The organism is Gemmatimonas sp. UBA7669 (genome assembly GCF_002483225.1).
In the GTDB taxonomy this organism is placed as follows: Bacteria; Gemmatimonadota; Gemmatimonadetes; order Gemmatimonadales; family Gemmatimonadaceae; genus Gemmatimonas.
Map to the genome: position 1 here is coordinate 46,254 of NZ_DLHL01000006.1, position 21,510 is coordinate 67,763.

The 21,510-nt window shown below is 66.8% G+C and carries 14 protein-coding genes; 6 read left to right on the forward strand and 8 right to left on the reverse strand.

All coding sequences use genetic code 11. The features are described 5' to 3' along the window. Positions 1–9: 9 nt before the first annotated feature. The 7 genes from B2747_RS01850 to B2747_RS01880 all read right to left on the reverse strand — a co-directional run bounded on the left by B2747_RS01850 (position 10) and on the right by B2747_RS01880 (position 7,002). Positions 10–1,242, reverse strand: a complete 1,233-nt coding sequence (locus B2747_RS01850; protein WP_291156109.1) for an FAD-binding oxidoreductase — start codon at positions 1,240–1,242, stop codon at positions 10–12. An 8-nt stretch (positions 1,243–1,250) separates the two neighbouring features. After that, the gene (locus B2747_RS01855) at positions 1,251–2,648 is read right to left on the reverse strand and encodes an FAD-binding oxidoreductase (protein WP_291156112.1); all 1,398 of its coding nucleotides are present in this window, start codon (positions 2,646–2,648) and stop codon (positions 1,251–1,253) included. Between the two features lie 228 nt (positions 2,649–2,876). Next, positions 2,877–3,260, reverse strand: coding sequence for a response regulator (locus B2747_RS01860; protein WP_291156115.1), 384 nt, complete (start codon positions 3,258–3,260; stop codon positions 2,877–2,879). 151 nt (positions 3,261–3,411) lie between these two features. After that, on the reverse strand, positions 3,412–4,320 hold the full coding sequence (locus tag B2747_RS01865; protein WP_291156118.1) for a sigma-70 family RNA polymerase sigma factor: 909 nt from the start codon (positions 4,318–4,320) through the stop codon (positions 3,412–3,414). A gap of 391 nt (positions 4,321–4,711) precedes the next feature. Further along, on the reverse strand, positions 4,712–5,818 hold the full coding sequence (gene aroB / locus B2747_RS01870; RefSeq protein ID WP_291156121.1) for a 3-dehydroquinate synthase: 1,107 nt from the start codon (positions 5,816–5,818) through the stop codon (positions 4,712–4,714). An 11-nt stretch (positions 5,819–5,829) separates the two neighbouring features. Then, positions 5,830–6,375, reverse strand: coding sequence for a cob(I)yrinic acid a,c-diamide adenosyltransferase (locus tag B2747_RS01875; protein WP_291156125.1), 546 nt, complete (start codon positions 6,373–6,375; stop codon positions 5,830–5,832). A 198-nt stretch (positions 6,376–6,573) separates the two neighbouring features. After that, positions 6,574–7,002, reverse strand: a complete 429-nt coding sequence (locus tag B2747_RS01880) for a four helix bundle protein (RefSeq protein ID WP_291156128.1) — start codon at positions 7,000–7,002, stop codon at positions 6,574–6,576. Between the two features lie 297 nt (positions 7,003–7,299). Here B2747_RS01880 and B2747_RS01885 point away from each other — a divergent pair, with 297 nt between their 5' ends. From B2747_RS01885 to B2747_RS01900, 4 genes are all read left to right on the forward strand, one after another. Continuing rightward, on the forward strand, positions 7,300–9,546 hold the full coding sequence (locus tag B2747_RS01885; protein WP_291156131.1) for a BamA/OMP85 family outer membrane protein: 2,247 nt from the start codon (positions 7,300–7,302) through the stop codon (positions 9,544–9,546). Further along, a complete protein-coding gene (locus B2747_RS01890; RefSeq protein ID WP_291156134.1) occupies positions 9,546–14,129 on the forward strand; it encodes a translocation/assembly module TamB domain-containing protein in 4,584 nt (1,527 codons plus the stop codon). Before B2747_RS01885 ends, B2747_RS01890 begins: the two co-directional genes overlap by 1 nt. A gap of 55 nt (positions 14,130–14,184) precedes the next feature. Beyond that, positions 14,185–18,042 (forward strand): PAS domain S-box protein, encoded by a 3,858-nt coding sequence (locus B2747_RS01895; protein ID WP_291156137.1) that lies wholly within the window; start codon positions 14,185–14,187, stop codon positions 18,040–18,042. A 281-nt stretch (positions 18,043–18,323) separates the two neighbouring features. Continuing rightward, positions 18,324–19,052, forward strand: coding sequence for an SH3 domain-containing C40 family peptidase (locus B2747_RS01900; protein WP_291156140.1), 729 nt, complete (start codon positions 18,324–18,326; stop codon positions 19,050–19,052). Between the two features lie 267 nt (positions 19,053–19,319). Here the strand turns inward: B2747_RS01900 and B2747_RS01905 are convergent, their stop codons facing one another. Beyond that, complete coding sequence (locus tag B2747_RS01905; RefSeq protein WP_291156143.1) at positions 19,320–19,754, reverse strand: DUF6941 family protein; 435 nt, start codon at positions 19,752–19,754, stop codon at positions 19,320–19,322. Between the two features lie 53 nt (positions 19,755–19,807). On the opposite strand from B2747_RS01905, the gene B2747_RS01910 reads away from it, so the two are divergent. After that, positions 19,808–20,797, forward strand: a complete 990-nt coding sequence (locus B2747_RS01910; RefSeq protein WP_291156145.1) for a DMT family transporter — start codon at positions 19,808–19,810, stop codon at positions 20,795–20,797. Further along, a complete protein-coding gene (locus B2747_RS01915) occupies positions 20,794–21,483 on the forward strand; it encodes an HAD family hydrolase (RefSeq protein ID WP_291156147.1) in 690 nt (229 codons plus the stop codon). Before B2747_RS01910 ends, B2747_RS01915 begins: the two co-directional genes overlap by 4 nt. Positions 21,484–21,510: the final 27 nt, after the last annotated feature.

Consider the following 21,510-nt stretch of genomic DNA (forward strand, 5'->3'; position numbering starts at 1 on the left):
GATTGATGCTCATGGCGTCTGCACTACGGCGTCGTGCAGCAACTCGGGCGCCACGCGCCATGGGCTGCAGAGCCCTGCCGGGTCGAATCGTGCCTTCACCTGCTGATCGAGAGCGGAACGCGGTGCGGGCACGGCGCGCCCCTGATCCCATGCCATGCTGATGCGATGCAGTGCGCCCTGCGCGGCGGCGTGGTGGTAGAGCAGATCGAGTTGTGTGTCCAGCGATTCGTGCGAGGCGTGATCACGCGGTACGACCAGTCGCAGGCCGCCGCGCTCCACGTGATACTGCCAGGAGGCATTCGTGAACGTGCGGTGTACGGCCTGCACAAAGGGCAGGGCGTCGCTTCGCGGCGTGCGGAGTCGCATCACGGCGGCGTCGACCGGCGTGTGACGCAGGCCGTCCAGTGGCGAGGGATCGTTGGCGCTACCCGATGCTCCGCTGTTGGCGTCCACGTTGGCGTCCACGTTGGCGTCGATGGCACCCAGGTCCTCCACGTCAGACGGGCTCACGCCCGCGAGTGCGGCGAGATGCGCACGCAGCGCCTGCACACGCGCAGCGTTGCCGCTCACGCGCGCCCAGAGAGTGAGCGGCTGACCTGGCGTGTGGCAGAGCAGCATGGGCAGCGGCGCACGCTGCGCGATGAGCGCGGGCAGGCAGGTGGCCAACGCGTTCACCACGGGCTGCTCGAGCGTCACGCGCATGAGCTGATCATGCGGCGGCCTGGCATGCAGACGCAGACTGAGTTGCGTGATGATGCCCAAGGTGCCGTGCGCGCCGGTGAAGAGGCGCACGAGATCAAAGCCGGCCACGTTCTTCACCACGCGGCCACCGGCACGCAGCACCTCACCCGTGCCGTCCACCACCTCGAGTCCCAGCACGAGATCTCGCATGAGCAGATCGCCGAGTGCGAGTGGTGCAGTGGCGGCGGTGGATGCCATGGCGCCCAGGGTGCTCTCTTCGCTGCCATAGGGCGCCAGCGCAAACATCTGCCCATGTGCGGCCGTGACCTGCGTGAGTTCACGCCAGGTCATGCCGGCGCCCACGGTAATGACCAGGTCCCCGGGTTCGTATTCCACCACGTTGGCGTGATGTGCACGTACCGACACCGGCGTGGCGTCGGCAAAGGGGCCGCCACCGTGCCGCCAGGTGCCGGAGCCCAGGGGGCGGAAGCTACGCTGGCTTTCGAGGTGGTCACGCACGATGTGGGCAACGGGCGTGACGGCATGCGTTGTTGCAGACATCACGTCAGTCATCGCACCACACCCGCCCATTCGCGGCAGCTGTGCACGGGCACGACCTTGCCGGGATTGGCACGGCGATCGGGGTCGAAGACCGAGCGCAAGCGACACATGGCATCGAGTGTGGGTGCGTCGAAGAGTCGGTCCATGTAGCCGATCTTGTCGAGGCCCACCCCGTGTTCACCCGTAATGGTGCCGCCGGCATCGATGCAGGTCTGCATGATGTCCTTCATGGCCGCATGCACGCGGGCGTCCTGTTGGGCATCGCGCGCGTCGTAGGGAATGTTGGGATGCAGGTTGCCGTCGCCGGCGTGAAACACGTTGCACACCTTCACCCCGTGCCGGATGCCAATGGCCTCGATGCGTTCCAGCACCTCGGGCAGTCGGGTGCGTGGCACGACGGCGTCCTGCACCACGAGCGACGGCGCGATGCGGCCCATGGCACCAAAGGCCTTCTTGCGGCCCTGCCAGAGTCGCATGCGGTCGGCGGGCTCGGTGGCGACTCGTACGGCGCGCGCGCCGTTGGCCATGCAGGCCTCGCGTATGATGGCCACGTCCTCGTCCAGACCCGCGTCAGGGCCATCCACTTCACAGAGCAGGATGGCTGCGGCATCGACGGGATAGCCGGCGGCATAGATGCTGGCTTCGACGGCGCGGATGGTGGCGTTGTCCATCATCTCGAGCGCCGCCGGTACAATGCCGCTGGCAATGATGCGCGAGACGGCGCGTGCCGCGTCGGTGACCTGCGAGAAGTCGGCCAGCAGGGTATGCACGGCGTCGGGCAGCGGCACGAGGCGCACGGTGACCTGCGTGGCCACGCCAAAGCAGCCTTCACTGCCCACGAAGGTGCCGAGCAGGTCGTAGCCTTCACTTTCGCCGTGGGCGTCACCAAGGCGTACCAGCGAGCCATCGGGCAGCAGCACTTCGCACTCGAGCACGTGATTGAGGGTGACGCCGTACTTGAGGCAGTGTGGTCCACCGGCGTTTTCGGCCACGTTGCCGCCAATGGTGCAGACCGTCTGGCTGCTGGGGTCGGGCGCGTAGTGCAGGCCGAACTTGACGGTCTCGCGCGACAGCCGCGCATTGACGACGCCGGGCTCCACGCGCGCGAGTCGGTTGACCGGGTCGACGTCGAGAATGCGCGTGAGGCGATTGAGGCCGATGAGCACGACGCCGTCGGCGAGGGCGCCGCCTGAGAGCCCGGTGCCGGCGCCGCGGGGCACGAAGGGGGTGCCGGTGCGGGCGAGTTCACGCACCACGGCAATCAGTTCTTCGCGTGTGCCCGGGAAGACGGCCAGCGACGGGGTGGCGTGGTAGCCGGGCAGACCGTCGGCATCGTAGGGGGCGAGGGCGGCGGGGCGGGACTTGACCCAGCGTTCCCCGACGATGGAGGACAAACGATTGCGCATGCGGCGGAATCTACAACAGCAGACAGCGACGGCCTTACCGCGAAACGGCAAACCGCGATAGCCGTGGTTCGGAAGCCTTTACGCCAGAAGCCTGAAAGGCAGAAGCCCCAACTGCAGGACTGCAGTCGGGGCTTCCGGGGTGTGGCTTCTGAGGTAATGGCTTCTGGCGTAAAGGCTGCCGCCGTTTGCCGTTTCGCTGTTTGCTGTGCCGCAGTTTGCAGTCGCTGTTCAAACCCCTCGGACTGTCGCCACCATATCGCGGAGCGTTGCCAGGTCGAACGGCTTTTGCAGCACGTAGGGGTGTTCCGCCATCACCGACCCTGCCGGCGCATCCGCCACCGCGTCGCCGGTGGTGAGGATGATGCGCTGGGCAAGGTCCGGACGCTCGGTGCGCAGCAGCCCCAGGACGGCCTCGCCGCTCAGGTGCGGCAGGTGCAGGTCGCACACCACGACCTCGTAGCGCTGGTCCTCGGCGTCGGGACTTTCGCGCAACATGCGCAGCGCGACTTCACCGTCATCGGCTTCGTCCACCTGATACTGTTGGCGTTCGAACCACCGTTTGAGGGCGAACCGTATCCCGGCTTCATCATCCACGATCAACGCACGAGGCACTGCACTACTCCGCTTGAAACAGGAAACGGCGACTGCCCGTTCGTCCGGGTGCCGCCGTTCCTGAAAGTTAGACGAATGCGGAAATCCGCACAACGCAATGACTTACGGATGAGCTCGCTTTAACCGTCGCGCTCAAAACAGATGAGCTGGCTTACGCCGCGCCCCAGAACCCGGCCAGCGCGCGCCCGTCAGGCGACTCGCGCAGCTTCTCGAAGGCCCGCTCGCGGATCTGCCGGATGCGCTCACGGGTGACACCCATGAGGGCCCCGATGCGCTCGAGGGTCATGGCTTCCGCCCCTTCGTCGAGCCCGTAATAGAGGTACAGGATCTTGCGCTCACGCGGCGTGAGGTACTTGCGGAACACACGGTCGATGAACTCGCGCATGAGCCGGAAGTCGGTGCCTTCCTCAATGTCGGCGTGGGTCTCGCCGGCAAAGCGCTCACCCAGAGTGGAGGCCTCACGGTCCTGACGGTCGATGGGCGCGTCGAGTGAGACTTCGGTGCTGGAGATCTGTCGTGCCTGCCGCACCTGCTCGAGGGGCTCGCCGAGGAGCTTGGCCATTTCCTCGTCGGTGGGCTCGCGGTTCAGGACCTGCGAGAGCACCATCTCGCCGCGCGCGAGGCGAATGAGTTGCGAGTTCTGGTTGAGCGGGATGCGCACGCTGCGTGTCTGCTCGGCCAGCGCCTTGAGCACCGCCTGACGCACCCACCACACGGCGTAGGAGATGAACTTGACGCCCTGGTCGGGATCGAACTTGCGCACGGCCTTGAGCAGGCCTTCGTTGCCGATGGCCACGAGTTCGGAGAGGTCGAGACCGTGTCCCTGATACTTCTTCACGTAGCTGATCACGAAACGCAGATTGGCCGTGACGAGCCGTTCGGCGGCGGATTCGTCACCCTTCTGGGCAAGGCGAGCCAGACGCCGCTCTTCGGCGGCATCGGTGATCAGCGGCAGCTTCTGAATGTCGTGGAGGTACTGATCGAAGGCGGTGGAAGGAGCGGAACGGAAGAAGCCCTTCGCGCGAGCTTCGGGTGTCCTGGTCGCAGCTGCTGCCTGCATACGTCCTCGCCGAACGTGTCCAGATGTCCGAGCGCAGTGGGCCCGGAAGGAGGTGGGAGCGCCACTATACGACACGGGTTCCGGGCGGTCAATGAAAATTTTCGCGATGGCGCAAATGGGACAGTCCGGCGCCACCTTTGTGACATTTCTTGTGGTATTGCCTCAGTAATAAGGCGCTTGGCTGCCTTGGGTTGGTTTAACTGCTTTGTCGCGGATGACACGGATGGGGCGGAAACCGCACGGATCAAGCGGTCTGGATAAACCGCATTGTTTGGAAGCGAGGTGATTTCAATGCAGTGATCCGTGCGGTTTCCGCCCCATCCGCGTCATCCGCGACAAGGCAGTTCAATCGGCCCATCCTACTCGCGAACTCAGCGACTCGACACGGCAGTCAGATCGCGTCGAGGGCCTGTCGAACGAGGGCGTCGGACACGGGGCGCGACCAGCGCCCGTCGCCCGGGTCCATTTCGCCCAAGGCCACGGGCAGGGCGTAGCGGGCGGCGCCGGCGCGGGCCTTCTTGTCGCCATGGGTCTCGGCCAGCACAGCGTCCCGGCTCACTCCTGCGGGCATCACGGTGGGCAGCCCCACCGCGGCCACGGCCTCGCGTATGCGAGCGGCCAGCGGCTCACGCGCCACACCCGCGAGTTCCGCGAGCTGGGCTTCGGCAATCATGCCCAGAGCCACCGCGTCGCCATGCGGCAGTTGATAGTCGAGCTGCTTTTCGATGGCGTGGGCAATGGTGTGCCCGAAGTTGAGCACCTGCCGCTTGCCACCTTCGCGTGCGTCTTCTGCCACGACGGCGGCCTTGATGCGCACGCTCTCGGCCACCAGCGGCGTGAGGGCTGCAGCTCGCGATCGGTCATCAAGTTCGGCGAGCCGACTTCCCGTGTCCTGCACCCGTACGAAGTAGTCCGCGTCGGTCAGCACGCCGTGCTTGAGCATCTCGGCCAGCCCGGTGCGCAGCACTTCGGGCGGCAGGGTGTTCAGCACCTCGGTGTCCATGACCACCGCGGCCGGGTCATGAAACGCGCCCACGAGATTTTTGCCGGCCGGTGTGTCGACGGCCGTCTTGCCGCCCACGGCGGCGTCCACCATGGCCAGCAGCGTGGTGGGGATTTGCACGACGGGCACGCCACGCATGAAGGTGGCGGCGACAAAACCGGCGAGGTCACCCACCACCCCACCGCCCAGTGCGAGGATGGTCGTGTCGCGTCCCGCGCCCCAGGCCAGCAGCTCGTCGCTGAGCCGCGCCCACTCGGCGCGCGTCTTGTGCTGCTCGCCGGCGGGCAGCGTGAGCAAGCTGACACGCTCGGCCGGCGCAATGGCTTGCAGCGCCGCCATGACGCGCGCGGCATGATGCGGGGCGACGACGTCGTCACAGATGACGGCATAACGATGCGCGGGCGCGTGCTGCTGCACGATGTGGCCGAGCGCACTGAGCGCGCCCGGTGCGCAGTACACCGGGTAGGACAGCGGCAGGGGCGTGAGCGGTGCCACGTCCACTGCTGTTACCAGGTCACCTCACCGGCACCGGCGCGCTTGTTGGCGACGCGGGCCAGCATGAAGAGCAGGTCGGAAAGGCGATTGAGATAGATGATGACGAGGTGCGGCAGCTCGACGGTGCTGGCGAGATGCACGACACGACGCTCGGCGCGACGACACACGGTGCGGGCCACATGCAGCGCGGCGGCCTTGGGGGTGCCACCCGGAATGATGAAGCTGCGCAGGGGCTCGAGTTCGGACTCGCAGGCATCGATGGCGCGCTCGAGTTCCGCGATGCGTCCGTCGTCGATGCGGGCCTTGGCGAGCTGCTCGCGCATTTTTTCGTGATCAGGCGTGGCCAGCAGGGCGCCAATGGCAAAGAGATCGCGCTGAATGGGCACGAGGACTTCGTCGATGCGCGGCATCATGTCGATGCTGCGGGCGAGGCCGAGGGAGGCATTGAGCTCGTCGACGTCGCCATAGGCTTCGACGCGGGGATGGTCCTTGCCCACGCGCCCGCCGCCGAAGAGGGCGGTACCCCCTTCGTCTCCAGTCCGGGTATAGATCTTCATGTCTGGCAAGGTAATTGGGGGGGGAACGGCGAACGGCGGAACAGCGAACTGCGACAGCCAACCGCGGAACAGCCAACCGCGATAGCCTTCGCGCCGGAAGCCTTTGCGCCGGAAGCGCTACCGCAGGAGCCCCAACTGCCGGGCTGCGGTTGGGGCTTCTGGTCTATGGCTTCTGGCGTCAAGGCTTCCGAGGCACGGCTATCGCGGTTGGCCGTTTCGCGGTTGGCTATTCCGCGGTTTGCCATTCCGCCGTTCCTCCTCCTCGTGTGCCTCCCGCTCCTCAATGGCGCGAATGAGGTTCACGAGCATCTTGCACACTGCCACCCGCTTGTTTTCGCAGCGCCAGATGTGCTGCCGCGGTATGGCGCCGGTGCGCTCGAGCACCCGCAGATGGCTGCCCGTTTCATTGGCGGACGCCAGGGCCAGGCGCAGCTGACGCTTGAAGTTCGGGTCCGTGCCCAGGTTGGCCGCTTCGGCTACGTTGGCGGCGATGGCCGTCACGGAGCGGGCCAGCTGGCCGCGCACACCGGGTGCACGGCGGGCATTGACCAGCGGCACGACGGACAGCACGGCCACGGCGAGGTCCTCGGCGGCGGAGAGCACGCGGAGATGGCGGGAATCGCTCATGCCCCAGCATGCGCTGAGAAATGAGATGGTGTGACATCAGAACGACGAGAGTTGGGACATGGGAACGCATGGGCAACAGCCAACCGCGATAGCCGGGGGCTCGGAAGCCTGTGCGCCGGAAGCGCTACCACAGGAGCCCCAACTGCAGTCCTGCAGTCAAGGCTCCTGCCCTCCGGCTTCTGGCGCACAGGCTTCCGAGCCCCCGGCTATCGCAGTTGGCTGTTTCGCAGTTGGCTGTTCCGCAGTTGGCCATTCCGCTGTTCGACGGTAGCTGCGGGCTGTTAACTTCCCTCCGTCGTGCGCCCCTCACTCCTGCTTTTCGCCCTCGCCTTCGCGGGTCCCCTCGCCGCCCAGGACCTGTCCTGCGAGCGCGGCGATCGCGAGGTGCGCACCCTGCGATTCGAGGGCAATCGCGAGTACTCGGCGTCCGCACTCGCCGCCACCGTCGCCACGCTGCCCTCCACCTTTCCCGGTGTGCCACTCGTCGGGCAGCGACGATGCCTCGATCCGGTGGAGTTCGCGCGCGACGTGCAGCGCATTGCCTCGCTCTATCGCCGCCGCGGCTATCCCGATGTGCAGGTGGATACGCTGGTGCGGACCGTGAAGCAGAATGAGAAGCGGCAGGTGATCGACATCACCTTTGTCGTACGCGAAGGGGAGCCCATGCGCGTGAGCGCGCTGGTGCTGCGCGGCACGAGTGAGAACCCGGAAATCGCGGCCGCGGCGCGTGACTTCCCGCTGCAGGTGGGCGGCCTCTTTGATCGCTCGGCGCTCGAGGCGGGTCGCGACACGCTGGTGCGCCGTCTGCGCAATCGCGGCTGGCCGCAGGCCGAGGCGCTGCTGGCCTACACCACCAACACCCGCGCGCGCACCGCCGATGTGGAAGTGTCGGTGGTGCCGGGCGCGCGGGCGCGCATCGGACGCATTGCCCTGCAGGTGGAGTCGCCCGACGGCAGTCGTCAGGTGTCGGATGCCATGATTCGTCGCGCGCTCAATGTGTCGCCTGGCGACTGGTACAGCGCCCGCGCCATCATCGACGCGCAGCGCAATCTCTATCAGACCGACGTCTTTCAACGTGTCGAGATTCAACCCGACAGCCTGCAGCCGGCCGGCGATACGCTGGTGAATCTCACGGCGCGCCTGGTGGAAGGCGACCGGTTTGCCGTGCGCGGTGGCATGGGTTGGGCCACACTCGATTGCTTTCGCACGCAGGCCTCGCTGACCGATCGCGACTTCCTGCCCTACGCACAGCGTCTCGAGCTGACCGCGCGCGTGAGCAAGATCGGACTCGGTGCGCCGGTGGATGGATTCCCGGAACTGTGTCAGGGGCAGGCGCGCTCCGATCCGTACTCGCGCACGCTCAACTACTACACCTCGATGACGCTGCGGCAGCCGGTGCGTGCCGAGCAGGCGCGGGTGCCCTCGCTGACCGTGTTCAGCTCCACGCTCAGCGAGTACCGCGCCTTCCTGCGTCGCACGCCCATTGGTGGCGTGTTCTCCGTGACCGATCCGTTTGCACGCCGAGCGGCCACGCGCACGCCCAGCACACTGTCGTATCAGCTGGAGCTTGGACGTACCGAAGCGGAGCCGGCGTTCTTCTGCGCGGTGTTCAACGCCTGTGACGCGGAGTTGCGCGGCTTCCTGCAGCGCAACAATCGACTGGCGGCGCTCGAATTCAGCATGTCGCGCGAGCGACTGAACGACCCGTTGCGTCCGTCGGGGGGCACGCTCGCCCGCGTCTCGCTGCGCCATGCAAGCACCCTCATTGGCAGCGACCGTACCCAGCAGTTCAATCGTGCCACGGCCGATGTGTCGTGGTATCACCAGTTGGGCAGCGCCACCGTCACCGCCCATGTGCGGGGGGGACTGGTGCAGGGGCAGGGCAGCGGCGCCGGCGTGGGCAGTTTCATTCCGCCGCAGGAACGACTCTACGCCGGTGGCCCCACCACCGTGCGTGGTTTCCGTCAGAATGAGTTGGGCCCCGCCGTGTACATCGTGAGCGGCTATCAGGCGGTGGATGAAGGAGGACGTCAGTTCTTCCGCGTCGATTCCACCACGGTCACCGAGCGCGTGGTTCCCACGGGTGGCAACACGCTGTTTGTCGCCAACCTCGAGGCACAGTGGCCAAGTCCGGTGTTGCCGCGTCTGCTGCAGCTGGCGGCGTTTGCCGACGCCGGGCGCTTGTGGAACCGCGGTGACGTGGCGCGCGGCGCCTCGCTTGCGAGCGATGGACCCATCATCAAGGTCACGCCGGGTCTCGGTGTGCGTGTGGCCTCTCCCTTCGGCGCCATTCGCGTTGACTTTGGTTACAACCCGTATGCGCTGCCGGCCGGTGCGGCGTATTTCAATGCACCGCTGCAGGCTGGAGTGGCGCCGCTGTACTGCGTGAGCCCGGGCAATCAGCTGGCCATCAACGAGAGCATCCAGCCGGGCGCGCCGCCGGTGCAGGCCTCGGGCTCCTGCCCGGCCACGTTCCGACCCACGCGGCGCACGGGTCTGCTCGGACGACTGAATCCGAGCATCTGGATCGGGCAGGCCTTCTGATGGCACCGCGCCGCCGCACCGTCGTGTTGGGCACCGCTACGGTGCTCCTGCTGCTGCTGGTCGCGGCGGTGGGTGGCGTGGTGGGGCTCACGCAGACCGATCGCGGACGGGCGTTCATTCTGCGCACGGTGTTGCCCATTGCGCGCGCTGCCATTCCCGGTACGCTGCACGTGAGTGGGCTGCACGGCACGTTGTTCACCGAGCTGGCCATCGACTCGTTGGACCTGCGCACCGCCGACGGCAAGCCCTTCCTCACCACGGGCCCGATTCGGCTGACCTACGACCCGCGCGATTTGCTCGATGCGCGCATCGTCATCAAGTCGCTGGAAGTCACGCGGCCCCGCATCACGCTCATTGACTACGGCAACGACGACTGGAATTGGAAGCGTGCGCTGCGGCGTGGCCCGTCGAAACCCAAGGGCACGCCCAATCGCTTCGGGCGCTACATCGTCATCGACACCACCACGCTGCACGAGGCCACATTTGTTGCCCGTCTGCCGTGGCAGTTGTCGGATACCCTGCGCGGCGCCAAGCGTGACAGCGCGCTGCGCTACAACCTCACGCGGCTCGACGGTGAACGCCGCGCTGAAGACGGGCGCTATGTGCAGGTGTATCGGTTTGTGCGAGGTAACGTGGCGCTCGGGCGCAGCCGCCTCGCCGATCCGGACAGCGCCGGCCAGGCCTTCGCCGTGCGCAAGCTGGACGTGATGTGGGTGTATCCGCCCTTCTGGTTTCAGGGTTTGCAGGGGCGCTTTCTCAAACTGGGTGACTCGCTGTTCGTGGACAGCGCCCGCTTTGCCTTGCCCGGTTCGCGTGCGCATGGAGGGGCCAAGATCGTGTGGGGCGGCGGCAAGCCGGTGCGCTACGACATCCGGCTGCAACTCGACACCGTGTCACTCACCGATCTGGCGTGGATTGATGAGACCGTGCCCCACGTGGGTGGCGGGCGTGCCTTCCTCACCATGCGCAACGACCCGCGCAACCTGAGTATCATCGACTACCAGATCACCAACATGGACGCGCGCTCCCTGCGTTCGCGGCTCATGGGGCGCATGACCTGGGGGGTTGGTGGGCCGGTCACCCGTTTGTCAGACGTGGACCTGCAGCTGGAGCCGGCACACACCGACTTGTTGCGCTGGTTCAATGGGGAGCCCTTCCCGTACGACTGGCAGGGCGCTCTGCGCGGACGGGTAACAGGACGCGGCGGATTCCTGCCCGACTGGCAACTCGATGATGCCCAGCTGGCCTACTTCGATGAGCACGTACCGGGTGCGGTGAGTCGCGCACGGGCGCGCGGGCGACTCAACATCTTTGCTCCCGCGGAGGCGGTGCTCAAAGGCGTCGATCTGGACATCGAACAGCTCGACTTCCGCACGCCACGCTATGTGAACCCGCTGTTTGCGGAACTCAACGGCTTTGCGCGCGGCCGGGTGCGACTCGATTCGCTGTGGTACGACGCCTTCTTCAGCAACGCCGATCTCGAGCTGGTAGACGGACCGGGACAGCCCTCGCGCTTCACCGGCGCTGGTCGCTACACGCTGGTTCCCGAGGGCACGTTCTTCGATGTGGATCTGCAGGCCGTGCCCCTGTCGTATACCACGCTGTCGCGGTCGTATCCCGATATGCCGCTGCGCGGGTCGGCCGTGGGGCGCATTGTGGCCAAGGGCATGGCCGATGCCTTCGACCTGCAGGCCACGCTCGCCGGTGAAGGCGGCGAATTGAGTTTCACGGGCACGGCCGATGCGCTGGTGCCGGTCATGGGCGCGAATGGCAATTGGCGCGCACGCGGTGCCAACCTGCAGTCACTCTTTGGCGACACGCGCCTGCCCGCAAGCGCACTCACCATGGCCGGTCTGGTCAACCTCCAGGCCACCGTGGACAGCACCACCGACGAATTCATCACCAGCAGCATCCGCGGTCCGCTCACGGCCACGGTCGATCAGTTCTCGCGCATTGCCGATGCGCGGCTCTTTGGCGGCACCGTGTCGGTGCTCTTCGATTCGGGCCACGTGCGGGTGGACACGCTGCAGGTGGAGAGCTCGGCACTTCGTCTCGTTGCGCGCGGCGGTCTCGGACTCGATGCGGCGCGCCGCGATGCGCTGCGTTTCAATCTCGTGATTGATTCGCTGGGCGGCCTGCGTCCCTGGCTTTCGCCACGCGACAGTACCCGAACGCCGTTCATTCTGCCCACCGACACCCTGCGTGGTACCGTGGAAATGAGTGGCACGCTGTTCGGCTCCGTGGATTCGCTCGACACGCGCGGTCTCGATCTCGACGCGCGCGCCGATCTGCGGGACGTGGTGGTGGCGGGCACGCGTTCCTTGCGCGCCGGCTTTGACTTGCAGGTGGCCGATGTCCTGCGCGGGGCCAACGGGATGCTGGTCGCCACGGCTGATTCGGCCCTGCTGTTGGGTCTCGATGTGTCGGCGGCCACGGCGCGGTCCACGCTCAAGGGTGGGCTGGCCGAACGTTTCTCGGTGGCCTTGCGCACACCGTCGGAGAGTCGCCTGCAGGTGGCGGGCGGCGTTACGCGCGTGGGGGACAGCACCGACGTGCGATTCGATACGGTGTCGGTGCGGGTGGACAGCGGACTGGCCAGACCACGTGGTTTTGCCCTCGTGGCGCCGGCCACGTTGCGGCTCCTGGGTGGCGGTCGTGGTGTGCTCGACTCGCTGGTGCTGCAGCACACCGACACCGGCCGGTTGCTGCTGCGCGGAGCGCTTGGTGACAGTGGGCGGGTGGGCGGACAGTTTGTCGCCGACCGTGTGCCGCTCAGTGACATCGGACGATTGCTGCGCCGTGAGAGTCCAACCCGTGGCGCGATGAATGCCGACTTCACGCTGTCCGGCACTCGTGAGGCCCCGCGCATGGATGGCACCGTGCGCCTCGCGGACGCGGTCCTTGGCCGAGTGCGCTTCGGTGAGCTGTTCGCGCGCGCACACTACGATTCACTCAGGCTCGGCGTCGAAGGGTCGCTGCAAGTGGGTGGGCAGTCCGCCCTCGTCATGTCGGCGTCGCTGCCCATGGACTTGGCCCTCGCGCCTCGTGAACGGCGCACCATCGATCAGCCACTTACGGGTCGCATCGAGAGTGCGCGCACGGATCTTTCGCTGCTCGAGTCGCTCTTCCCCGATGTGACGCGCGCCAGTGGCTCGCTGGAAACCGATGTTGCGCTCACGGGCACCTGGGATCGCCCCAGGCTGCGTGGTCAGCTGCGCGTGGACAACGCCTCGCTGTCGCTCGAGAATCTCGGTATCCGCCTCGAGAAGGCGTCAGCCGATGTGGGTCTGTTGGGCGACACCATCCAGATTCGGCGCTTTGGTGCCAGCAGTGGGGCACCCACCGACTCGCTGGGTCTTTCGGGTGTTATTGGCATTACCGAAATCGCCAAGCCCTCGTTCAACCTCACGTTGACGGCCAACAACTTCCTGGCGGTGGACAAGGCCCGGTCGGCCTCACTGACGCTCACCACCACACGGCCCATCACACTCGAGGGTTCGAGTGAGGCGCCGGTGCTGCGCGGCGCCGTGCGTGTGGACCGCGGGCGCGTGTACATCAATCAGTTGGCACAGCGCCGCGCGCTGGATGTGCCCGAAGATCTCGATCTCATCGACACCACACGCTTTGGGGTGAATGCGCTGCTGCCGAATGCGCCCAGCATGATCATGCGCAATCTGCAGCTTGACGATGTGCGCCTGCGCATCGGGGATGACGTGTGGCTGCGCTCGCCCGAGGCCAACCTCAAGCTGGGTGGCCAGTTGCGGCTCACCCGCTCGGCGCCGCGCGATGTGAGAGGTGCGCGACTCGCGCTGGCCGACTCCCTCACCGTGGAGCGTGGCACCTATCAGCTCAACCTCGGCATTGCCCGTCCCACCTTCGAGGTGGAGCGCGGGGTGGTGCGATTCTTCGGTGACCCGGACCTCGAGCCCACGCTCGATATTGCGGCGCTGCACACGGTGCGCGAGACGCGTGCCAACTCCAATCGCCAGGACGTGCGCATTCGCGTGAACATCGGCGGCACCGTGGAGCGTCCCACGCTCGCGCTCACCAGCGCCGACAATCCGCCGCTGCCCGAGAGCGACATGCTGAGCTATCTGGTTACCGGCGAACCGGCGTACACGGTGCTAGGCAGTACATATGCCGAGCAGGGCGCCACGCTCGCACTTCGTCTGGCGGGTTCGTATTTGTCGAGTCGTCTGGCGGGTGGGCGTTTTGATGTGGTGCAGGTGGAGCCCACGGCACTCAATCCCGGCGACGCTGCCAACCTGCGCCAGAACGGCCTGGGCATTCTCGCGTCCACGCGCGTGGGTGTTGGCGGTCAGGTGGCGCGCAACACCTTCCTGACCTTCAGCACCGGCCTGTGTGGCCTTGCGCCGCAGACCGGCAGCGGGGACGCGTTGTCGCTGTTTGCGCAGGGGCTTGGCGTGAAGGTCGAACGCCGCTTTGACGGGGGGCTGTCGGTACAGGCCGGCCTCGAACCCGGCTCGTCGGCGCAGGCCTGCGGACGCCTGGGCATTTCCCGCACGTTCCAGCAGACGCCGCCGCAGATCGGTATCGATTTCTTCCGCTTCTGGACCTTCTGAACGGATCGGGGCGCATTCTGTAACGGTCGAGGCCGCTGGCTCGTCTCTCTACGCCATGGTCTCTCCGCCCCAGTTCCTGCCCGCCGCCAATACCCAGCCCGCCCTTCACGGGGTGCTGGATTCCATCGACCGCGCCGATTCCACGGCGGGGCGTGTGCAGGCGGCGGTCCATGGCCTGCAGGACCTGGGCTTCGAGCAGGTGGTCGTATCCCTGCGCGATCAGTCTCTCAACACCACGCTGGTGGTGGAGACGGACTCGCAGGTGTTTCCGCAGGTCGGGGCCCCTGGCCCGATGCCACTCAAGGCGCTGCCGGGTGCGGTGTGGCGGCGACGCCTGCAACATCTCGATCGATTCAAGGTCGGGGACCTCTATCTGCTCGATGGCAGCGACCCGTGGGTGGCGCTTGAGTTCTATGGCACCGACCCCAGTGCATCGGCCGACGACGATCGCTGGCTGCCCACGGATCTCATCATCGGTGTCATGCGTGGCCCGCACGGCGACGTGCTGGGCTTCGTGAAGATTGCCAATCCGCGCGATGGTCGGCGCCCGAGCGACATTCGGCAGCGTGATCTGGCGGCCATTGTGCGCCATCTGGCGGCACGTGTGGGGCATGACGCCCTTGAAGCGGTGGCGCAGCAGCGCCATACGCGCCTGCAATTGTTGCAGGAGGCTGGCGCTTCGCTGGCCCGTTCGCTCGACGAACAGGAGATCGTGCGTGAGCTCGCACGTCAGGCGCAGCGCGCCGTTCGATGCGACGGGGTGGCGCTCATGGTGCCCGACCTCACCAATGACCTGCTGACCACCACGCTGCGCATTGTGCGCGGCGCTGAACGACCGCGAGCCACCGTGCGCCTCGGCGATGGCCTCGTGGCCGAAGTGGCGCGCACCGGCCGCCCGGTGCGTGTCGGCGACCGTGATGCCGACCGCGCCCGCGAGCGTGCGGGGTTGGTGGCACCGCTGTCGTTCTACGACATCGTGGGTGAGGCGACGCCGGCCAGTTCGGTCATCGTGGTGCCCGTGCGCGTGGGGATCCGGCTGCTGGCCGTGCTGGCCGTGCACTCTTCGCATGTCAACGTCTTCTCGGCGGAAGACGAAGAGGTGCTGTCGACCATGGCGTCGCAGGCGGCCACGGCCCTCGCCAATGCGCGTCGTTACGCCGAGAGTGAGCGGGAGCGTCGTACCACCGAAGCGCTGGCCGATGTGGCGCGCGCTGTGGGTGAGTCCCTGCGGCTTGGTGAAGTGCTGCGGCTGATTCTGCGGCACTCGGTGTCGCTGCTTGGCGTCGAAGGCGCCTGCATTGCGCTCCGCAATGGCGACTATCTGCACATCGTGGCGGCGCACGGCAGCGCCGATGTGTTGAGTGGGGTGCATCTCCCGGTGGCGTCGAGTCTCATTGGCCGTGCCGTGGAAAGCAACGAACTGGTGCTGGCCAACGAGTTCACGGGTGAGGTGGCGCTCAACAAGACGGTGCAGCATCTGGCGCGCATTCAGCGCACCGTCATCGCGCCACTGGTCACGGGCCAGGGCACGATAGGCGGTATTGCGGTCATCAACCGCGAGCGCCCCTTCGATCAGGACGATGCCAAGGTGCTCAAGCGCCTGGCCGATCAGGTGTCGGTGGCCATCGTCAATGCGCGCCTCTTCGAGGAGATCGAAAAGGCCACGCAGGAGTGGAAGGTGGCCTTTGACAGCACCGCCAGCGGCATTGTGGTACTGGACGAGGCGCGCTGCGTGGTGCGCTGCAATACGCGCGCGGCGGAAATGTGTGGTCGTTCGGTGTCGGCGTTGCTGCGCACGCGTTTTCGCGTGGCGCTGTTGGGCCCGGGTGACGAGGCCGATGGCCGTGCGCTCGACGCGTTCATGGAGCGCGCCCTCGAAGATGGCGTCCCGGTGCGGGAAGCCGTGCGTGATCTCGCCACGGGCCGTCTGTTTGCCCTGCTGGCCGCGCCGCATCCGGCAGGCGGCCTGGTCATCACCTTCGACGATGTCACCGAGTCCTCGCGTCTGGCCGAACAGCATGGCAAGGTGCTGGATACGGTGTCCGATGCAATCGTGATCACCGAGGTGGACGGGCGCATTGCCTTTGCGAATCCCGCGGCGCACGCGCTGTTTCAGCGTCTGAACCTGGTGGGGGAGACTGCGGAGCCGCTGGTGCCCGGTGAGTGGTGGCCGGTGGTGCGTGCCAATGAGCAGGCGGTGATGCGTGGGGAACAGCCGCGCTACGAGTGTGAGGTGCTGCGCCGCGACGGCACACGCCGCAGCGTGCAGGTGGCCACGGCGCCGCTCCACGAACTGGGTGTGATCATCGGGTCGGTGGCCTGTTTGCGCGACGTGACCGACCAGCGGGCCGATGCGGTGGCCCGTGAGCGCTCCGAGCAGCTCTATCGTGGCGTGATCGAGAACGCGACCGACGCGATCTTCACGCTGGACGCCGAGGGCCGTTTCACCTCGGTCAACCGTGGCATGCTGAACGAGTCCGGTCTCAGCAGCGAGCAGATCATCGGCGCGCCGTATCTCACCCTCGTCGATTCGGTGGATCATGACATCGCGCGCCACGAAATGGCGGCGGTGCTTGCCGGCGAGCATCGCAAGCTGCAGCTGCGCTGCCTCGGCGCCAAGGGTTCGCGGCTTACCATGGTGACGGCAGCGCCCCTGCACGAGAACGGCGCGGTCACCGGTGCGCTGTGCATCGTGCGCGACATCACCAGCGATGAGATCCTGCACGAGACGCAGTTGCAGCAGGCGCGTCTCGCCGCGGTGGGTCAGTCGCTGGGGCAGATGGCCAACGAATTGAACAATCCGCTCACCAGTCTGCTGGCTGTCGCGGAGTTGCAGGTGTCATCACCGACACTTGGTCGCGAAGACCAGCTGGCGCTCGAACAGATCATCGAGCAGGCGCGTCGGGCGTCGCAGATTGTCGGGCATCTGCTCGAGACCACGGGCGAGTCGCCCGAGGCCGGCGGACCACGTACGGTGGTGGACATCAACGCCATCGTGCGCCGCGCGCTGGAGCATCACGGCTTCTCGCTGCGGGCCGCAGGGGTGGAGGTGCTGGCCGAGCTCGAGGCCGACCTCCCGACCGTGCACGGCGATCCGCTGCAGTTGCAGCAGGTGCTCTCCAACCTGCTGGCCAATGCCGAAGAGGCACTGGCTGAGCGGGCAGGCGTTCGCAAGATGATGGTGCGCACGGCGCGGGATGCGCGGGGCGTGGTGTTGCGGGTCATCGATACGGGGCCCGGCATTCCGGCGTCGCAGCTCTCACGGGTGTTCGAGCCGATGTTCACCACACGCGGACATCGTGGGCATCGAGGGCTTGGGCTCACCATCGCACACACCATTGTGCGCGATCACGGCGGCACGCTGACGGTTGAGTCAGTCTCCGGCGAGGGCACCACGGCCATCGTGCGCTTGCCGGCGTTGTCGACTGGTGAGGCAGTGCCGGAGGCATTGCTGGTCAGTGCAGCGGAGACATCCGCTGCCACGTCTGGCCTTGGTAGCGAGCCGCTGGCCGGTGAGGCGACGGCACCCGTTCGTCGTATTCTGCTCATCGAGGACGAGGACACGCTGCGTATGGCCGTGCAGCGCTATCTCACCAAGAAGGGCTACGCGGTGGACAGCGTGGACAATGGAGCGGCCGCGCTGGAGTGCCTGGCCGCGGCGGAGTACGATCTCGTGCTGCTGGACCTGCGCATGCGCGGGCTGTCGGGCGAGGATGTGTACGATACCTTGCAGACCTCGTTCCCCCGTCAGGCCTCGCGAGTGGTCTTCATGACGGGCGATCTGCACAGCGCGAGCGCGTCGCGGTTCATCCGTCTCACGGGGCGGCCGGTCATTGCGAAGCCGTTCACGCTGGCGGAGATGGAGGGGAGGGTGGGGTCGTTGCTGTCCGCCATGAACAGCAAACTGCGATAGCGGAACAGCAAACAGCGACAGCCGAACAGCAAACCGCGACTGCCAAAGGGCGAAACAGCCAACGGCGATAGCCTTCGCGCCGGAAGCCTTTACCTCAGAAGCCGCTATACGGAAGCCTCAACCGCAGGGCCTGCAGTTGGGGCTTCTGTCATTGAGGCTGCCGAGCATGCGGGCTTCCGGACCACCGGCTATCGCGGTTGGCTGCTTCGCCGTTGGCTGTCGCGGTTGGCCGTTCCGCGGTTGGCCGTTCCGCGGTTTGCCGTTCCCTATAGCTTCAAGGCATGTCCCGTCAGACCGTAAAATCCGCTCTCGCCCCCCTGTTCGGCGAGCCCCGCGTTTCCTCCGCGCTCACCTCGCAGTTGCTGGCGGGTGAGGTGCTTGCCGTGCTCGAGCAGCGCGGCGACTGGCTGCACGTGCGTGGCCCCGATGCCTACGAGGGATGGACGCATCGTGGCTATCTCGCGCCAACGCAAGGTGATGAGGCGGCGTGGCATGTCTCCCTCGGCTGCGTGGTCCGCCGCGCCTCGGGTGTGCAGGCGTTGCCGCTCGGCGCCCGCTTCGCTGCGGAGTGCGAGGTGGTGTCTGGTGAGTGGCTGCCAATTGATGCGCTGCCCGAGCACTTCCCCGCAAACGTTGAGGCGGTGGTGAACACGGCGCGCCGCTTCTTCACGGGTACCAGCTACTGCTGGGCCGGCAGCACGCCGTGGGGCGTGGACTGCTCGGGCCTGGTGCAGCGCTGCTATGCCCTGCATGGTGTGGCCCTGCCTCGCGATGCGTGGCAGCAGGCGGAGGCGACGCAGTGTGCGTCGGTGGATCTGCACGCCCCGCATGCGGCCGGCGACTTGCTCTTCTTCTCCGATCGCGAGGATCGGCGCATCACCCACGTAGGCCTGGCGACCGGCGACGGCGGCATGGTGCACAGTGCGCTGCGGCGCGGCGGCGTGGTGGAGGAGCGGCCGGACTACTTGGCGGCCGAGTATGTTGGGGCGGGGAACCGCCAACTGCGATAGCCAACTGCGATAGCCAACCGCGAAACAGCCAACGGCGACAGCCAACAGCGGAACAGTCAACAGCGAAACAGCCAACGGCGATAGCCGTTGATCCGGCAGCCCGCATGTTCGGAAGCCTCAACGGCAGAAGCCCCAACTGCAGGACTTGCAGTTGAGGCTTCCGTGATTCGGCTGCTGAGGTACAGGCTTCCGGCGCGAAGGCTATCGCGGTTGGCCGTTTCGCCGTTGGCTATCGCGGTTTGCTGTTCGGCTGTCGCCCTTCGCAGTTCAAGCCGGCAGCTGCCCCGGTCCCGCCGGCACCACCGGCGCCGGCGGCGTGCCGCGCACATGCAGCGACGACACCGTCGCCTCGCGGCCATCGATGGACACGCGCATGGTGAACTCGCCCAGCATGTCCAGCGGCAGGTCGAGCTGCACGATGATCGGCATGTCGATCTCCTGCTGCCCTGGCGCGGGCGCGCCGATGTCGAGCTGCGCCTCCGAGTGCCAGAGCTCCACGCCGCGCGGGTTGATCCAGCGCAGCAGCATCGGGTGCGTGCCCGCGTCGCGCGTGGAGGCCTTCATGCGCAGCACGAACGTCGCCCGCGGGTGCAGCGCGGGAAACTGCGTCACGTGCAGGGCGTCGAAGATGCCCAGGATATTGAGCTTGCCTTCCTGCGAGAGGTTGGCGGCGTCGGCGAAGAGCGCAAAGGATACGTGCATCGCGCAAAGCTAATCGGCTCCCGCCCGGGGCGGAGGCCCGCCTAGATTTCGGGATGTCTCTGGCCACGTCCCCACCGCGCACCGCCGCCGCATCGGATACCGCAACGGATGCCGTTACGGCACTCGCCGCGCGCCCCGCCTTCGGGGCTACCGACCTCGGGCTGGTGCTCATGGCGGTCATCTGGGGCGTCAACTACTCCGTGGTCAAGGCTGGCCTCGCGGTCATGTCGCCGCTGGCCTTCAACGGCGCCCGCGTGACCCTCGCCGCGGCGGTGCTCTTTGCGGTGGCCACCACCGTGCGCGATCGCGCCTGGCCCACGAAGCGTGATACCTGGAAGCTTCTGGGGCTCGGGCTCATGGGCAACGGCATCTATCAGCTGCTGTTCATCTTCGGCATGGCCCACACACGGGCCGGCGTGGCCGCACTCATCGTGGCCGCGGGTCCGGCGTGGATTGCCATCGTATCACGTCTCCTTGGACGCGAGCGTCTGCCGCTGGTTGGTTGGTCCGGCATTGCCTTGCAACTCGTGGGTGTGGGCTGCGTGGTGGGCAGCACGCGCGGCTTCGCAGGTGGCGGCACGGTCATGCTGGGCGCCGCGCTCATCGCCATGGGGAGCATCACCTGGGCCGTGTTCAGCGTGCTGCTGCAGCCTTACACGCAGCGCGCTCACCCGCTGCACCTCTCGGCACTCACCATGGCCAGTGGGGCGCTGCTCATTGGTGCCGTGGCCGTGCCCGACCTGCTGCGTCTGGACTGGACGACGCTCGACTGGAAGGCCTGGGGCGCTGTGGTGTATGCCGGGGTGGGCGCGCTCGTCATTGCCTATCTGCTGTTCTATCGCGGTGTGCGGGTCCTCGGCCCCACACGCACGGCCATGTACGGCAACCTGCAGCCCATCATTGCTCTCGCGGTAGCCGCTCTGCTGCTGCATGAACGCCCCACCGGCTGGCAGTTGCTGGGTGCGGCCTGCATCATGGGTGGGTTGCTCGTGTCCCGTCGTGCGCATCGCACGCCGGATCTTCGTCCTCGCACCACATCATGAAGCTCGTTCTGTTCGATATCGATGGGACCTTGCTGCGCACCGACGGCGCCGGACGCCGCTCCATGGAGCGTGCGCTGCTGACCGTGTTCGGCACCACCGGCAGCCCGGACTATCGCTACGATGGCAAGACGGACCGGCAGATCACCCGCGAGCAGATGCGTGCCGCCGGCTTCACGGATGCCACCATCGATGCGCGCATGGACGATGTGTTCGATCTCTATCTCGCGCAGCTCACGCGTGAGCTCGACCACAACCCGGCCCAGGCTGAACGACTGGCCGGTGTGCCGTCACTGCTGGAACGGCTGCGCGCGCACGAAGGCGTAACCCTGGGACTGCTGACCGGCAACATCGAGCCGGGCGCACAGCGCAAGCTCGCAGCGGTGGACATTGCCTGGGAGCAGTTCCGCGCCAACGCCTTTGGCAGCGACCACGAAGAGCGCAGCGCACTGCCCGCCGTGGCGCAGCAGCGCGCCAACACCTTGCTTGGGCGCAACATCGACGGTTCGCAGCTGGTGATCATTGGTGACACGCCAGCGGACATTCACTGCGGCCGCAGCCTCGGCGTGCGCGCCATTGGCGTGGCCACCGGTCGGTTCAGCACCCACGATCTTTCGCAGCATGCGCCATATGCGGTGCTCGAGTCGCTGGCCGATACCGACGCGGCGCTCGACGCGATTCTCGCCTGACGCACACGTAACACACGTAACGCACAC

What these genes read in the sequence shown, in the direction of transcription:
- B2747_RS01890 (WP_291156134.1), top strand. Translation starts at nt 9,546, where the DNA reads ATGGCACCGCGCCGCCGCACCGTCGTGTTGGGCACCGCTACGGTGCTC.
- B2747_RS01855 (WP_291156112.1), bottom strand. Translation starts at nt 2,648, where the DNA reads ATGCGCAATCGTTTGTCCTCCATCGTCGGGGAACGCTGGGTCAAGTCC.
- B2747_RS01895 (WP_291156137.1), top strand. Translation starts at nt 14,185, where the DNA reads ATGGTCTCTCCGCCCCAGTTCCTGCCCGCCGCCAATACCCAGCCCGCC.
- B2747_RS01910 (WP_291156145.1), top strand. Translation starts at nt 19,808, where the DNA reads ATGTCTCTGGCCACGTCCCCACCGCGCACCGCCGCCGCATCGGATACC.
- B2747_RS01905 (WP_291156143.1), bottom strand. Translation starts at nt 19,754, where the DNA reads ATGCACGTATCCTTTGCGCTCTTCGCCGACGCCGCCAACCTCTCGCAG.
- B2747_RS01865 (WP_291156118.1), bottom strand. Translation starts at nt 4,320, where the DNA reads ATGCAGGCAGCAGCTGCGACCAGGACACCCGAAGCTCGCGCGAAGGGC.
- B2747_RS01915 (WP_291156147.1), top strand. Translation starts at nt 20,794, where the DNA reads ATGAAGCTCGTTCTGTTCGATATCGATGGGACCTTGCTGCGCACCGAC.
- B2747_RS01875 (WP_291156125.1), bottom strand. Translation starts at nt 6,375, where the DNA reads ATGAAGATCTATACCCGGACTGGAGACGAAGGGGGTACCGCCCTCTTC.
- B2747_RS01850 (WP_291156109.1), bottom strand. Translation starts at nt 1,242, where the DNA reads ATGTCTGCAACAACGCATGCCGTCACGCCCGTTGCCCACATCGTGCGT.
- B2747_RS01900 (WP_291156140.1), top strand. Translation starts at nt 18,324, where the DNA reads ATGTCCCGTCAGACCGTAAAATCCGCTCTCGCCCCCCTGTTCGGCGAG.
- B2747_RS01880 (WP_291156128.1), bottom strand. Translation starts at nt 7,002, where the DNA reads ATGAGCGATTCCCGCCATCTCCGCGTGCTCTCCGCCGCCGAGGACCTC.